The sequence below is a fragment of the Providencia sp. PROV202 genome (genome assembly GCF_028479565.1).
GTDB classification, from domain to species: domain Bacteria; phylum Pseudomonadota; class Gammaproteobacteria; order Enterobacterales; family Enterobacteriaceae; genus Providencia; species Providencia zhijiangensis.
Genome location: NZ_JAMPNV010000022.1, coordinates 22531 through 36976, shown reverse-complemented (window position 1 = coordinate 36976; position 14446 = coordinate 22531). Strand labels below are relative to the sequence as shown.

Sequence of the window (14446 nt, the reverse complement as noted above, 5' to 3'; positions counted from 1 at the left end):
TTTTAGCTATAGGGTTTTTAGCCTATTTTTCATTGTGCTTGGTTTTTCATTGCGTTTTCAGTAAGGATTTTAGCCCAGCCGCTTTGTTTTCAATTTCTTCCCACTCTTGCTCGGGATCTGAACCGCTCACAATCCCTGCGCCTGAATAGAGGGAAATTTGGGCGCCATCAATTTGAGCACAACGCAGCGAAACCGCAAATTCACTGCGATTTAAACTGATAAAGCCACCTGTTCCAGCATACCACCCACGAGAAAATGGCTCGTGTTCGGCAAGGAATTCACGGGCAACGCGACGGGGTAAACCACATACCGCTGCTGTCGGTTGTAAACGCTGCAAACAGTCACTGTCTGAAGGCGCTAGCAGCGTTGCTGCAATAGAGCGATATAAATGTTGGATTTTTCTCAGACGGATCACCTTCGCGGGTGAAACATCAATACCTGTTACTGCACCTTGTAATTGCTGACAAATATCATCAACCACCACTAAATTTTCATGCTGGTTTTTACTGTCTTCCATTAACCATTTAGCATTTTCAGCCGCAATCGAATCATCGACATGGTTCGCAACTGTGCCAGCTAATGCTTCAGAGTTAAGTTGAGTACCTTGGCGCAAGTAAAGACGCTCTGGCGTCGATGACATAAATCCGGAATGCGCACTAAACGCCATCATAAAATGGTAGCAATGGTGATTCACTTTTTGGCTAGCGGATAGAAACTCTGCCACAGTGATAGGCTGAGATAGAGACAATTTGGTTTCCCGAGCCATCACCACCTTTTCCATTTTGCCTGCTCGCATATCGTGAATTGCCCCAGTGAGTAATGCACACCATTCATCATGATCGGGTATATGCTGCTGTCCAATGATTTGAGTAGATAGTGGGAATACGTCGTTCGATGCCGAATTTAGCTGCTGTATAAATACAATCGCAGCTTGGAGATCCTGTGCACCATCAATGTTTAGCGCAACCGTCACCGTTGAGCGCAAGCGGAAGATTTCTAATCGAGGTAGAAAATAGAATGCGGATTCTCGCTTAACGGTTTCATTGATACCTTCCCCCACACCATTCCAACCATTTAGCCCCCATAATCGCATATCGGGAATTTCAGTATGCTCCGAGATAAATTGCTCAGCATCCGTAATTGCATTAAATGATTTTACTGTGCCTAAAGCGCTGCATTCCTCTGAACCAGTACGATGATACCAATAGAACTGAGGGTAGCTATCTTGGGACGATAACCACGCTAATCCCGGAAACGCCTCTTTTGTGTCCATCTTCCACGCTAAGCGGGTATATTCGTTAGAATTGAGTACTAATGTAGACAAATGGGTCAGAATTTCAGCTAATAATTTATCAATTTTTGTTTTTGTCACTTTAGATTCCCACTGCACCATCACAACGACATCGATTTACTTATAATTATTATATATCGCAATGTAATTTATTAATACATTCATTATTAATAGCACAAGATGTTTAAAAAACCGTCAGATAAAAATCAAAAATGATACGATTACGACATGTGCACGTTTTCGAAATCATGTCATATCAAGTTGTTAAATAAGAGCTTATACCCTTATCATTTGTATAAATTGACTATCAAGTTGCGAATTAAATATAAAATATTAATAATTCACCTTATAAACTATTTTTATTCTCTAATTAATTCTAGACATTGAATTCTAATTAAGATTAATTTCTTATTATTTAAAAACCATAATATTCACTTAGAAACTCAGTGACAGCTCTATATCTAAGTTTGAAAATGGTAATTTATGTAATAGATAAATATTTAAAACTACAACCAATGAGTTATTTTTTAGCGCTGATTTTCATTTTTTAATATCAACATAAGCTCTGCGTTTCTAGTAGGTTATGCGTTATAACTTTGAACGTGATAAGCCTATTGTTTATTACTATTAAAAACTTATAACGATAAAAATTTCACAGTAACTAGAAATCCATCATCATTAGAATCTTATAACTATTAAAAACGAAACGTAAATCGATAAATTAATCATCTAAGTAATAAGATAATTAGCTCTCTAACTTTATCATTCCATCTTCATTTAATTAATTGGAAATCCAGAATGAATACTCAGCTTAACTATGACCGAATTATTGAAAAGGAAAACATTGGCGATGCAACATTGGCATTATTAACCAATCAAGATTCCTTATCCGCAAGATCCGCAGGTATATTCACCCTTGAAGATTTAATTAATATTCACCGGCACATCCAGTTTGCTTTAACCCTTCCCACTAAAGAAATTGATATTTTCAAATGGTTCGGTATTAATGATGAAAATGATTCATTACTGCCAGCTAATGAGTTAACTGAGACAATCCTGAGTATTCGTAAACACGCCAACACCTGGGATAATGTTGAGCTCAAAGTGAAAGAGCAATCTATCGATTTATCTTTAACCAGTCGTAACATCATACAAACTGGCGCCCAAATTCTTGAATATATTAACCATATGCCGATTATTCAAAAAATCTCAGACAGTTTAGACGATTTATCGGAGAGTGATTTAAATCAGATTACATACCAAAACGACGATCAACAAATTGCCACCGAACTTTTAAGTATTTTGCATTTAATAAAAGGAGATATAAAACAGCAATCGATTAAAACCATTAAAATTAAAAACACAGTCTCAGATTTTCGAGCTCATATTACCGGTGGATATCTTTCAGACTATACCCATGTAGATTCATTACTCTTCACAATAAAAGGACTATATCAACAATTAGAATCTAACGAGGCCCCCAGCAATAACGAGTCATTCTATAAAGAACTTATCGCCTTTAAGAAAAATGAACTACACCAATTAGAGCAGGAGTATAGCCACTTTGTTAAGCTTTGTTTTACAGGACTTGCGGGAGGCATTATTGGTTTAGTGATTACAGGCAGTATTTTTGGCGTAAAAGCAGAAAGCATCCGTGATAGGAAGAATAAATTAATTAAAGAAATCGAAGAAATAAATCACAAATTGCATCAAGAAGAGCTACTACAGAAAACTATCTTTGATATTCAAATTAATTTACAAAAAATTGAAGGCTTATTTAAAGATGCACGTCTCGCTATTGACCACTTAGATTATATGTGGCTCGTAATCCTCACAGAGGTTAAACAATCTATTGATATATTTGCAAGGATAAACAATGCAGAAAAACTGATCCGGTTTATCACGCAATTCAAACGTATCATCACATCTTGGACTTCTATTCAAGATTATTCAGTTCATTTGATTAAGCTATTTGATGAGCTACAAATCAATGAAAAAAACTCACAATAAAAGGCGTTAATATGCATGATAACCTCGATTTACCTATGCTACCCTCCATTGATATCTACCAATTAAGGTGTATTTCAAATAGCATTAGTTCTTTCAATAAAAATATTCTTAATTATGATTATATTATCTATGGTCGAATTCAAAAGATCGCAATTAAAATTGAAAGGCTCAATGAACTGATTAGAAATTCCGTTCCCATTCTAAAAATTAAATTGAATTATATTATTAGAAATGATGATTATGCATTGCTATCGTCTGAAAACAGTGATGATTTATCAGATATGCGCCGAAAAATTGCGATTACAGGCTTTGTAGATGACTTAATGGATGTCAAATTCGAACTTGAAAAGCTTATTTCAAAAACACGCTATACATTAGAATCATTATTAGTTTTTCATTTAAATGAGCCTAACAAACTAAAGCTTTCACAATATACCAAACAAAAAGAGTTTCTTGTGAACTCTAAAAATAGTAAGCAATCCAAGGTCAACGAATTAAATAACAATCTCTCTGTGATCCTCGCTGCGGAAGATATTATATTAAAACATAAAATTACAGATTTCTTTGACCGATATTTTCAGGGGAAAGAACTTATCGACTCTATTGAGATTCAACCCAATAAAAAAGACATTTTGAAAGCGGCTATTAGTTATATCCGTAACTTATTAACCATGGTGGATGATGGGCTCGAATTTAGTCAACTGGTTGATGTAAGAATCTATATCAGTGACCAAATTATTGAGGCGCGCGAAGAGATAAATACGATGGATAATAATATATTTCGACTCTCGCAGCTCATGAGCTATGCCAATGATATCAATCAAATAGAGGTCCACAAACAGACCATTATCACTCAAGCTAGTGCGTTAAAATCTTATTGGGAATCTTGGTGTGGGTTTATGAGTGAAAAAGTCTCTGAGGAGTGTTTGAATTTCAGTCAAATTAAAACCGTTAGCCAAATGCTAATGACCTATTTGAACGATATTGAGTATCAATATCAACGACAATTACCAGATTAAAAAAAGCCCCGTTACTGTTAAGTAGCGGGGCTTTTATCGCAACTGATTTGTTGACTCTAAACGAGTTATCTATCTAAACTTAGTTAAGAGGTGGCAGTGTTGATGTAGCAATATCAATAATCGGTTGTGGCCACAGACCAAACACGATAATCGCTATCGCACACAGCGCCGCAAACACAGTTCCCAACGTCATTTTTTGTGGGCCAGTATAACGGTCTGTATGTTCTGCATCACGGCTATACAAGCTCGCCATAAAGCGCAAGTAGTAGAATAATCCAAGTGCACTACCTACCACAACAGCCCCAGTTAACCACCACAATTGTGCGTAAACGGCCGAAAGAATGGCATAGAACTTACCGATGAATCCAAGCGTAATTGGAATACCCGCTAGAGATAACATCATCACTGTCATCACCATTGCCAAGACTGGCTTGTGCCAGAATAAGCCGCGAAATGCACTAAAGTCATCTTGGTCATCACCACGGTATGGGCTCGAAATCACGCTAACCACACCAAACGCCCCCAAGCTCGCTAATAAATAGCTCACTAGGTAGATAGCAATGGTGACTTGCGCCAATTGAGCATCCACACGCATTGCCACTAACGTAACCAGTAAGTAACCCATATGGGCGATAGATGAGTAACCAAGCAGACGCTTAGCGCTCTTCTGAGTCAATGCCAGTAAGTTACCAAACAAGATTGACGCAATTGCAATCACACCAACAACAGCTAATAACGTATCTGTTTGCGCGATACCATCAACATGTGTAATCGGTGCTTCTAAGAAGATACGAACCAATACCGCAAAGATAGCGATTTTACTGCCGGTTGCTAAGAAAGCGGCAACAGGCGCAGGCGCACCTTGATAAACGTCTGGCGTCCATAATTGGAATGGGAACAACGATAATTTAAAACCGAAGCCCACAATCATCATGCCTAAACCGACTAAAATCAGAGGCGCGTGAATGCTGCTATTCGCTAAGCTTTGACCGACTACGCTGAAGCTTAAGCTACCTGATTCTGCGTATAATAAAGCGATACCAAACAGCAGGAATGAAGACGCGGCTGCGGATAACACCATATACTTGATACCCGCTTCTAAAGTACGGCTACGCTCAAAGGTATAAGCAACCAGACCAAACAATGGGATAGAGATCAATTCGATACCGATAAACATCGAAGCCATATGGTTCGACATCCCCAGCAGAACGCCACCCGTTACCGCAATGCTCAATAAGAGGTAAAACTCTTCTTTGTTATCATTAAAGCCTTCTAACCAATGATAAGCAAAAATAGCGGTACCCATACCTGCGATCAGAACCAGTCCTGAGTAGAACAGAGCAAAACCATCAACTAACAGCAGTGAAGTCACTGCTCTTGGCAGTAATGCTTCCTCACCCACTGATGTAGGAATGGCATAGCCATTAACCCAAATCAGTGAAACAAATGTCAGGAGAAAGCCAACAACCGTTATTGCGGCACTGGTTAAGTGATCTCGCCGCCACGCAATTGACAGCATCACAATCACTGCGGTCAATCCGGAAAGGATTAACGGCAGCATTGCTAACACTTCTAAAGTTGTTATTGTCATGGCGAATTACTACCCTTGTGTTGAAAGTGAAGCAGAATACAGGTTATGTAGTGTTTCCATCGAACCCGCAGACGTATCTAAGATAGGTTGTGGGTAGAAACCAATGATAACCAATAAAGCCGCCAGAACCAGTAAAACACCAAACTCACGAGCCGTTAGCCCTTTCAGTTCAGTTTCTGATTTCGGCGTTCCGTAGTAAGTCTGCTGCATCATCCAGAGTGCATAGATAGAGGCAAACACCACACCAAACACCATAATACAGGTCACTAATGTGAATTGGCTAAAGCTACCGAAGAAGATCATGAACTCGCCGATAAAGTTACCTGTGCCTGGCATACCTAAAGTTGCTGCGGCAAAGAACAGGGATAAACCCGGTAACCATTTGATGCGTTTCCATAATCCACCCATCATACGCATATCACGGGTCTGAGTACGTTCGTACAACTGACCACTGATAATAATCAGCGCCGCACCCGACAGACCGTTAGTAATCATTTGCACCACTGCACCTTGATAGGCCAGTGTTGATGCTGCGTAGATAGCAACAGTCACAAAGCCCATGTGGGACAAGCTACTGTACGCCGCTAAACGTTTAATATCCGTCTGTTTGAATGCTAACCATGCACCGTAGAAGATACTGATCACACCCAGCGTCATTGCCACTGGCGTGAATTGCAGTGAAGCTTCAGGAAACAGTGGCAGTACAAAACGTAATAAACCGTATGCGGCTGTTTTCAGCATGATACCGGAGATATCGACAGAACCCGCCGTTGGCGATTGTTCTTGGGTATCGGCCATCCAACCGTGGAATGGCACTAATGGCATTTTTACTGCGAAAGCAATAAAGAAGCCCAGCATCAGTAAGAAACTAGCAGTACCTGACAACGCACTTTCAGTACCTAACAACGCGTTATAGTCGAATGTCAGTTCATTGAACGCAATCCAGTGAAGGATAACCAAACCGACAATCGCCACCAGCATGATCAAACCACTGACTTGCGTATAGATAAAGAATTTTGTCGCTGCCTTAACATGTTGACGGTTACCTGACCCTTTGTGTCCCCAATTCGCAATCAGGAAGTACATCGGGATCAACATCATCTCCCAGAAGAAGAAGAATAAGAACAGGTCAACCGCCGTAAAGATCCCCATCACACCTGCAATAATCCATAACAGGTTAAAGTGATAAGCACCTTGGTTCTCTTGCTGTTCGCTCCACGAACTGAGGATTGAAAACGCGCCCATGATGGCGGTTAACACCACCATCAATAGCGATAATCCATCAACCGCTAACGAGAAATTGATACCTAGCGCAGGGATCCATTCCGTTGAGTATGTACTTTGCCACTCTGGAATACCTTGCGGGTTAACCAGCGAATAATCCCCTTGCGCCCAAAATAGTACCGCAAGGATAAGCGTGATCCCCATTGTCCCCAGCGCAACCCAACGAGGTGCACGGTGACTAAATCGGTCAGCCTGCCAGCTTAGCAGGGCACCGATAAAGGGAATAAGTATTAGCCAATATAATTGCATGGCGCAATGTGTCCCTTAATTAAACCAAAAGCAGCAGAGCAAGAATCAGCACTGCACCCAGCCCCAGAGAGGCAACATACCAACGGATCTGACCGTTTTCACTCACTGCTAGCCCTTTGTTTGCCCAACGTGAAAGATGTGCAGGGATATTCATCAGTGAGTTAATCGGATCGCTTTCGAGTAACCATGCAATCCCTTTGAAAGGTTTTACAAAAATTACATCATACAACCAGTCGAAGCCCCATGCGTGGTACCACCACGTTGAGAAGAAACGACCAATTGCTGTTTTCGCAATCGCATCAACGATAGAACGTCTAAACAGATAGAGGAACGTCGCAATCAACAGACCTGCGATAGCAAAACCACCCGAGATAGCTTCGATGAACAGTTTACCGTCTTCAGCTTCCATTGGTTTTGCAGGGAATACGCCCTCTAATGGCTGATGGATCATTGCACCCACGAAGGTTGCGAGAATTGCCAAAATAGCCAGTGGTATAGTGTGAGTGATGCCTTTAACTTTATGCGCTTTGATTTTTGCTTCACCGTGGAATACGATGAAAATCATACGGAAGGTGTAAATTGCGGTCATTAATGCACCGAGGATACCCGCCCATAACAGCACAGTTTGTCCATCCACTTTCGCGCCCCACAAGATGGCATCTTTACTGTAGAAACCAGAAGTAAACAGAGGCAACGCGGCCAATGCACTACCACCGATTAACATCACAATATAAACGAATGGAATCTGCTTACGCAGGCCACCCATCTTGAAGATGTTTTGCTCGTGATGACACGCGATGATCACCGAACCTGCGGACAGGAACAGTAATGCTTTGAAGAAGGCGTGAGTCATTAAGTGGAAAATTGCCGCATCCCATGCTTGTACGCCCAGCGCCAAGAACATATAGCCAATCTGGCTCATAGTCGAGTAAGCAAGAACGCGTTTGATATCCGTTTGAACCAGTGCTGCGAAACCTGCAAACAGCAATGTTACCGCACCCACAACACCCACTAAATGCAGAATGTCTGGTGTTAACAGGAATAGCCCATGAGTACGCGCAATTAAGTACACACCAGCAGTAACCATGGTTGCGGCGTGGATCAGTGCAGAAACAGGTGTTGGACCCGCCATCGCATCGGCTAACCATGTTTGTAATGGTAACTGAGCTGATTTACCGACTGCGCCGCCTAATAACATCAGCGTTGCCCAGTTCAGCATCGATAAGCCTTCCGGAGACAACTGAGCCGCACGTTGTGCCATTTCGCTGAAGTTTAAGGTGCCCAGTTCGTTGTACAGGATAAACATGCCGATAGCCAAGAACACATCACCGATACGGGTCACGAAGAAGGCTTTCATTGCCGCTTTGCCGTTCTCTGGGTTAGTGTAATAGAAACCAATCAACAGATAACTGCACAGCCCTACCCCTTCCCAACCCAGATACATCAGCATCATGTTATCAGCCAGCACTAATACCACCATGCTCGCGATAAACAAGTTAGTGTAAGTGAAGAAACGTGAGTAACCTTCCTCGCCACGCATATACCAAGAGGCATACACATGAATAAGGAAGCCCACACCCGTTACCACACCTAACATGGTCAGAGAAAGACCATCAAGGGACAGGCTAAATGGAATGGTGAAATTACCCACAGACATCCAAGTCCATAACATTTGTGGGTATGGCTCATATCCACCATTAGCTAAAACAGGTTGGGCTAAAAACTCAGAGCCTGCATAAAATGCAACTAGAGCGGCCAGACCCACTGAGCCTGCACCGATAATCGCAGATACATTTTCTGACCAACGACCGCGGGAAAATGCGAGAAGCACAGACCCTAACAGCGGGAACAGAATCGTTAAATAGAGTAAGTTCATTCGCGCATCTCACTGACTTTATCAATGTTCAGGTTTTGACGATGACGATGGAGTTGCAGTAACAACGCCAATCCAATACTCGCCTCCGCTGCCGCCAGAGTGATTGCCAGAATATACATAATCTGACCATCTGGTTGCCCCCAAAAACTGCCCGCGACCACAAAGGCTAATGCCGTTGCGTTCACCATGATTTCCAGTCCGATCAGCATGAAAAGCAGGTTGCGGCGAATAACAAGACAACTCAGTCCCATTACAAAGATAATTGCCGCTAAAATCAGACCATGTTGAAGAGGTATCATTGTTTCTCCCCCGCATTACGGCTGTTGCTGACAAGATCAGCGCTGTTTTCTGAACGGTCACGACCCACGTGGAAGGCAACAACCAGACCCGCGAGTAATAATAACGATGCTAATTCAACGGCTAAGACGTAAGGACCAAACAAGCTGATACCCACTTCTTTCGCTGTGATAATCACACCTTCCGTTTTTTCTTGGTGAGAAAGGCTGGTGATCCCATACACTAAAATACCCAGTAAAACAGCAGATAACACTGCGGGACCAATCCACGTTTTCGGTGTTAACCAAGCGCGCTCTTGTTCTTGTACTGAGCGACCTAAGTTCAACATCATTACCACGAAAACAAACAGAACCATAATGGCGCCAGCGTAAACGATAATCTCCAATGCTCCGGCAAAATACGCACCGAGCGAGAAGAACACCATTGACAGTGCCAACAGAGAAACCACCAGATACAGTAGCGCATGCACTGGATTGGTATTAGTAATCACCCTCAAAGTTGCTAGAACAGCAACTAGACCGGCGATATAAAATGTAAATTCCATGAATATCGCTCCTTACGGCAACAGGTCTTTGACGTTGATAGGTTTCGCTTCGTTATCCGCTTCGCCTTTATCTTTACCTGCGATCGCCATACCTGATTTACGGTAAAAGTTATAATCAGGGTATTTACCTGGCCCTGAAATCAACAGGTCGTTTTTCTCATAAACCAGATCCTGACGACGCCAATCTGCCATTTCGAAATCTGGCGTCAATTGGATTGCCGTGGTTGGGCAAGCCTCTTCACACAGACCACAGAAAATGCAGCGGGAGAAGTTCACGCGGAAAAATTCGGGATACCAGCGTCCATCTTCGTGCTCGGCTTTTTGCAGTGAAATACATCCCACTGGGCAAGCAACCGCACACAAGTTACACGCAACACAACGCTCTTCACCATCAGGATCGCGCGTTAGCACGATGCGCCCACGGTAACGGGGTGGCAGATAAACCGGCTCTTCTGGGTACATTTGCGTTTCCCGTTTATCGAACGCATGTAGACCCACCATCCAAATACTGCGTACTTGGGTGGCGAAACCGACCAATAACTCTTTTAATGTCATGGTTCAATCACCCCTTACTGAGCGTTGTATAAAATCACTGCTGCGGTACCCAGCAGGTTAAGCAGTGTCAGTGGCAGACAAATTTTCCAGCCGAAGGACATTACTTGGTCATAACGTGGACGCGGTAATGAAGCACGGATCAAGATGAACATCATCATGAAGAAGGCTGTTTTAATCGCAAACCACAGGAAAGCAGGCAGGAACGGACCATGCCAACCACCAAAGAACAGCGTTACAATCAGCGCGGACACCGTCACGATACCGATATATTCACCCACGAAGAACAGACCGAATTTCATCCCGGAATATTCCACATGGTAACCGTCGGCAATCTCTTGCTCCGCTTCTGGCTGGTCAAATGGGTGACGGTGACATACCGCGACACCCGCAATCGCAAACGTGATAAAACCAAAGAATTGTGGGATCACGTTCCACATACCCTCTTGGGAATTCACGATGTCGATTAAGTTGAATGAACCCGCTTGTGCGACCACACCCATCAATGACAAGCCTAAGAACACTTCATAACTCACCGTTTGAGCTGATGCACGCATCGCACCCAATAAGGAGTATTTGTTGTTACTTGACCAACCGGCGAACAGTACCGCGTACACAGCCAGACCTGCCATCATCAGGAAGAATAAGATCCCGATGTTCAGATCAGCGACGTGCCAAGTCGGACTGACTGGCACAATGGCAAACGCTAAGAACAGAGAACAAAATGCGATAACTGGGGCAAGCGTAAAGATTTTCTTGTCCGCAAACTCTGGGATCCAGTCCTCTTTAAACAGCATTTTGAACATGTCGGCAATCAGTTGTCCCATTCCAAATGGACCCACACGGTTAGGACCGTAACGGTTTTGGAATAGACCGAGAATACGGCGTTCGCCGAGACTCATGTATGCCCCGCAGGTCACGACAACCAGCAAGATGACAACCGATTTAAGGATGGAAATCAGGACTTCCATCACCGCAGGAGAAATCCAATCCATCATGCGCCCCTCCGCAGATTATTCACTGACACGCCCGCCATTACCGGAGCAATTCCTGGCATACCCAGAGGTAAACCGATTTGCCCCACAGCAAGGTGCTGACTAATACGCACTGGCAGGTTAAAGGTTTGACCTGCATGACTAAATTCAGCTTTCACGCCAGTATTTAGCCCCAGTGCTGCCGCATCTTGCGCGTTCAACATGATATAAGGCTCTGGCATACGCTGCTGAATGACATCAGAACGTTGTGAGGTTTCATCACTACCAAACAGATGATAGTAAGGCGCCACAACCCACTGTGCTTCGCCGCTTTGGTAAGCCGCAGGAACCTCAGTGAAGTACGCTAATTTGCTTTCTGTCGAATTGAATAAACGCACGCCCGGATCACCAAAGAGTAAGTGTCCGCCCACTTCCGCTTGGAATTTGTTCCATGCTTGTGGTGAGTTCCAGCCCGGTGCCCATGCAAATGGAATTTGCTGGCGTGGCGCTTTCGGTTGGTTATTCCCTTCCATTGAGAACGCAAATGGTGAGTCTATATCTTGCGGTTGACGCGGTTCATGAACCGATTTGTCCGCCAGCATTGCCGTACGGCCGCTGTAACGATGCGGTTCACGCGCCAGTTTCTGTCCACGAATGCGGAAAGAGGCCTTCGGTGCCGTATCTCTAATACCCGCAAACTGTGGCAGAGCTGCCACACACTCTTCGATAACGTGGTCTAATTGCGACCAATCCGCATCACGTTGCTGTGCTTCAGTTTGCAGAGAATGCATCCAGCGCCAGCTTTCGTTCATCACGATGCTGTTATCGTAGTAAGTTGGGTCAAAGACTTGGAAGAAACGCTGAGCACGACCTTCTTGGTTGATAAGCGTACCGTCTGCTTCCGCAAAACTTGCCGCTGGCAGCACTAATGTCGCTTTATCCATGATGTCCGTGTGCTGGTGGTCTGCCACGATCAGGTGCTTCAATTTCGCTAATGCGCTATTGACGGCATCCACGGTGCTGTGACGGTAAAGGTCATTTTCCATCACGATAGCCACATCCGCTTCGTTCGCTTCAATGCGAGAGAACGCATTCTCTAATGGCAATGCGTTCATCATCGCGAGGCCAAAGCTGTTGGCATGAGACGCGACATAAGACAGACCGACGTTCGCCCCTTTCGCTTTCAGTGCAAATGCGACGTTAGCTGCGGCTTCGATCATCGCATCGCTAGCGCTATGGCTACCACTGATAATCAGCGGTTTTTTCGCACCCGCTAAAGCTTGAGCCACAGTTTCTACTTTCGCTTTCACATCAGCTGGTAAATCATTCACTGCTGGTGCGTCACCGTTGATCAGGTTAGCAATCGCAAAACCGAAACGCGCTTGATCAGCCACTGGTGCACGGTAGTTGTAAGCCGCGACATCATCTAAACGCGTGTCATCCACGTTAGTGATAAACAGCGGGTACTTGGCATGTTGACCAATGTTTTGAATCGCTGCGATTTGCCAGTCAGCCACTTTCTGTGCCGCTGCCATTTCACGAGCTTTGCCTTTCACCGCTTGGCGAACAGATAATGCCATACGTGCGCCCGTCTGAGTCAAATCTTCACCCAGAACTAACACCGCATCGTAGCCTTCGATTTCACGCAATGTAGGGGTGTAAACACCGCCGTTTTGCAGGATGTTTTGCATCAGCGCTAAGCGACGCTGTTCATCCTTAGAAATGCCGGAGTAGAAGTTTTCCGCACCGACTAAAGCACGCAGTGCGTAGTTGCTTTCAACGCTAGCACGTGGAGAACCGATACCAATCACTTTCTTCGCTTGATTGATGATCTGCGCACCGCTTTGCATCGCTTCAATCGCCGAAACCACCTGCTGTACGCCATCTTTGGTTAACAGCGCTTGGCGAGGACGGTCTTTACGGTTTACGTAACCATAACCGAAGCGACCACGGTCACACAGGAAGTAATGGTTTACAGAACCGTTATAGCGGTTTTCAATACGGCGCAGTTCACCATAACGCTCACCTGGGCTGGTATTACAACCGATGCTGCACTGTTGGCAGATACCCGGTGCAAATTGCATATCCCATTTACGGTTATAGCGTTCTGAGTGCGTTTTGTCGGTGAATACCCCTGTTGGGCACACTTCGACGAGGTTACCGGAAAATTCACTTTCCAGCGTGCCGTCTTCAGTACGACCAAAGTAGACATAGTTATGCGCGCCATACACACCTAAGTCGGTGCCATCAGCATAATCTTTGTAGTAACGAACGCAACGGTAACACGCGATACAGCGGTTCATTTCATGACTAATGAATGGACCGAGATCTTGGTTTACGTGCGTGCGTTTTGTAAAACGATACTTACGCATGGTATGACCGGTCATCACCGTCATATCTTGTAAGTGGCAGTTACCACCTTCCTCACAGACTGGGCAGTCGTGTGGGTGGTTGGTCATCAGCCATTCAACAACACTTTCACGGAATTGTTTGGCTTCTTCATCATCGATTGAGATGTAAGTACCTTCCGTTGCCGGTGTCATACAAGACATCACGAGGCGACCACGAGTGTCATCCGCGTTTTGATACTGCTTCACCGCACACTGGCGGCAAGCGCCAACGCTTCCCAGCGCCGGATGCCAGCAAAAATAAGGAATATCTAGCCCCAACGATAAGCAGGCTTGTAACAGGTTTTCAGACCCGTTTACGTCATATTCTTTGCCGTCTACATATATCGTAGCCATAGTCAGCATGCTTCC

At 44.2% G+C, this 14446-nt stretch carries 11 protein-coding genes; 2 read left to right on the top strand and 9 right to left on the bottom strand.

The window, feature by feature from the left end; all coding sequences use genetic code 11:
- Window positions 1–46: 46 nt before the first annotated feature.
- The gene (locus PR799_RS16380) at window positions 47–1372 is read right to left on the bottom strand and encodes an isochorismate synthase (protein WP_272522797.1); all 1326 of its coding nucleotides are present in this window, start codon (window positions 1370–1372) and stop codon (window positions 47–49) included.
- Between the two features lie 717 nt (window positions 1373–2089).
- Between PR799_RS16380 and PR799_RS16375 the strand changes: the two genes are divergently transcribed.
- Both PR799_RS16375 and PR799_RS16370 read left to right on the top strand, forming a co-directional pair.
- Complete coding sequence (locus tag PR799_RS16375) at window positions 2090–3301, top strand: alpha-xenorhabdolysin family binary toxin subunit A (protein WP_272522796.1); 1212 nt, start codon at window positions 2090–2092, stop codon at window positions 3299–3301.
- An 11-nt stretch (window positions 3302–3312) separates the two neighbouring features.
- Window positions 3313–4320, top strand: coding sequence for an alpha-xenorhabdolysin family binary toxin subunit B (locus PR799_RS16370; protein WP_272522795.1), 1008 nt, complete (start codon window positions 3313–3315; stop codon window positions 4318–4320).
- A 79-nt stretch (window positions 4321–4399) separates the two neighbouring features.
- On the opposite strand, the gene nuoN is transcribed toward PR799_RS16370, so the two are convergent.
- The 8 genes from nuoN to nuoG are packed head-to-tail and all read right to left on the bottom strand — an operon-like array spanning window position 4400 to window position 14440.
- On the bottom strand, window positions 4400–5911 hold the full coding sequence (gene nuoN, locus PR799_RS16365; protein WP_272522794.1) for an NADH-quinone oxidoreductase subunit NuoN: 1512 nt from the start codon (window positions 5909–5911) through the stop codon (window positions 4400–4402).
- 9 nt (window positions 5912–5920) lie between these two features.
- Complete coding sequence (nuoM, locus tag PR799_RS16360; protein ID WP_272522793.1) at window positions 5921–7444, bottom strand: NADH-quinone oxidoreductase subunit M; 1524 nt, start codon at window positions 7442–7444, stop codon at window positions 5921–5923.
- 19 nt (window positions 7445–7463) lie between these two features.
- On the bottom strand, window positions 7464–9320 hold the full coding sequence (gene nuoL, locus PR799_RS16355; protein WP_272522792.1) for an NADH-quinone oxidoreductase subunit L: 1857 nt from the start codon (window positions 9318–9320) through the stop codon (window positions 7464–7466).
- Window positions 9317–9619, bottom strand: coding sequence for an NADH-quinone oxidoreductase subunit NuoK (nuoK, locus tag PR799_RS16350; protein WP_006660292.1), 303 nt, complete (start codon window positions 9617–9619; stop codon window positions 9317–9319). Before nuoK ends, nuoL begins: the two co-directional genes overlap by 4 nt.
- Window positions 9616–10161, bottom strand: a complete 546-nt coding sequence (gene nuoJ, locus PR799_RS16345; RefSeq protein WP_036952750.1) for an NADH-quinone oxidoreductase subunit J — start codon at window positions 10159–10161, stop codon at window positions 9616–9618. Before nuoJ ends, nuoK begins: the two co-directional genes overlap by 4 nt.
- Before the next feature lie 12 nt (window positions 10162–10173).
- On the bottom strand, window positions 10174–10716 hold the full coding sequence (nuoI, locus tag PR799_RS16340; protein WP_004259834.1) for an NADH-quinone oxidoreductase subunit NuoI: 543 nt from the start codon (window positions 10714–10716) through the stop codon (window positions 10174–10176).
- A gap of 14 nt (window positions 10717–10730) precedes the next feature.
- Window positions 10731–11708: an NADH-quinone oxidoreductase subunit NuoH gene (nuoH, locus tag PR799_RS16335; RefSeq protein ID WP_036952747.1), complete on the bottom strand. Its 978-nt coding sequence runs from the start codon at window positions 11706–11708 to the stop codon at window positions 10731–10733.
- The gene (gene nuoG, locus PR799_RS16330) at window positions 11708–14440 is read right to left on the bottom strand and encodes an NADH-quinone oxidoreductase subunit NuoG (protein ID WP_272522791.1); all 2733 of its coding nucleotides are present in this window, start codon (window positions 14438–14440) and stop codon (window positions 11708–11710) included. The genes nuoH and nuoG overlap by 1 nt, the downstream gene beginning before the upstream one ends.
- Window positions 14441–14446 lie beyond the last annotated feature (6 nt).

What these genes read in the sequence shown, in the direction of transcription:
- nuoL (WP_272522792.1), bottom strand. Translation starts at nt 9,320, where the DNA reads ATGAACTTACTCTATTTAACGATTCTGTTCCCGCTGTTAGGGTCTGTG.
- PR799_RS16375 (WP_272522796.1), top strand. Translation starts at nt 2,090, where the DNA reads ATGAATACTCAGCTTAACTATGACCGAATTATTGAAAAGGAAAACATT.
- PR799_RS16370 (WP_272522795.1), top strand. Translation starts at nt 3,313, where the DNA reads ATGCATGATAACCTCGATTTACCTATGCTACCCTCCATTGATATCTAC.
- nuoG (WP_272522791.1), bottom strand. Translation starts at nt 14,440, where the DNA reads ATGCTGACTATGGCTACGATATATGTAGACGGCAAAGAATATGACGTA.
- nuoM (WP_272522793.1), bottom strand. Translation starts at nt 7,444, where the DNA reads ATGCAATTATATTGGCTAATACTTATTCCCTTTATCGGTGCCCTGCTA.
- nuoH (WP_036952747.1), bottom strand. Translation starts at nt 11,708, where the DNA reads ATGGATTGGATTTCTCCTGCGGTGATGGAAGTCCTGATTTCCATCCTT.
- nuoN (WP_272522794.1), bottom strand. Translation starts at nt 5,911, where the DNA reads ATGACAATAACAACTTTAGAAGTGTTAGCAATGCTGCCGTTAATCCTT.
- nuoK (WP_006660292.1), bottom strand. Translation starts at nt 9,619, where the DNA reads ATGATACCTCTTCAACATGGTCTGATTTTAGCGGCAATTATCTTTGTA.
- nuoI (WP_004259834.1), bottom strand. Translation starts at nt 10,716, where the DNA reads ATGACATTAAAAGAGTTATTGGTCGGTTTCGCCACCCAAGTACGCAGT.
- nuoJ (WP_036952750.1), bottom strand. Translation starts at nt 10,161, where the DNA reads ATGGAATTTACATTTTATATCGCCGGTCTAGTTGCTGTTCTAGCAACT.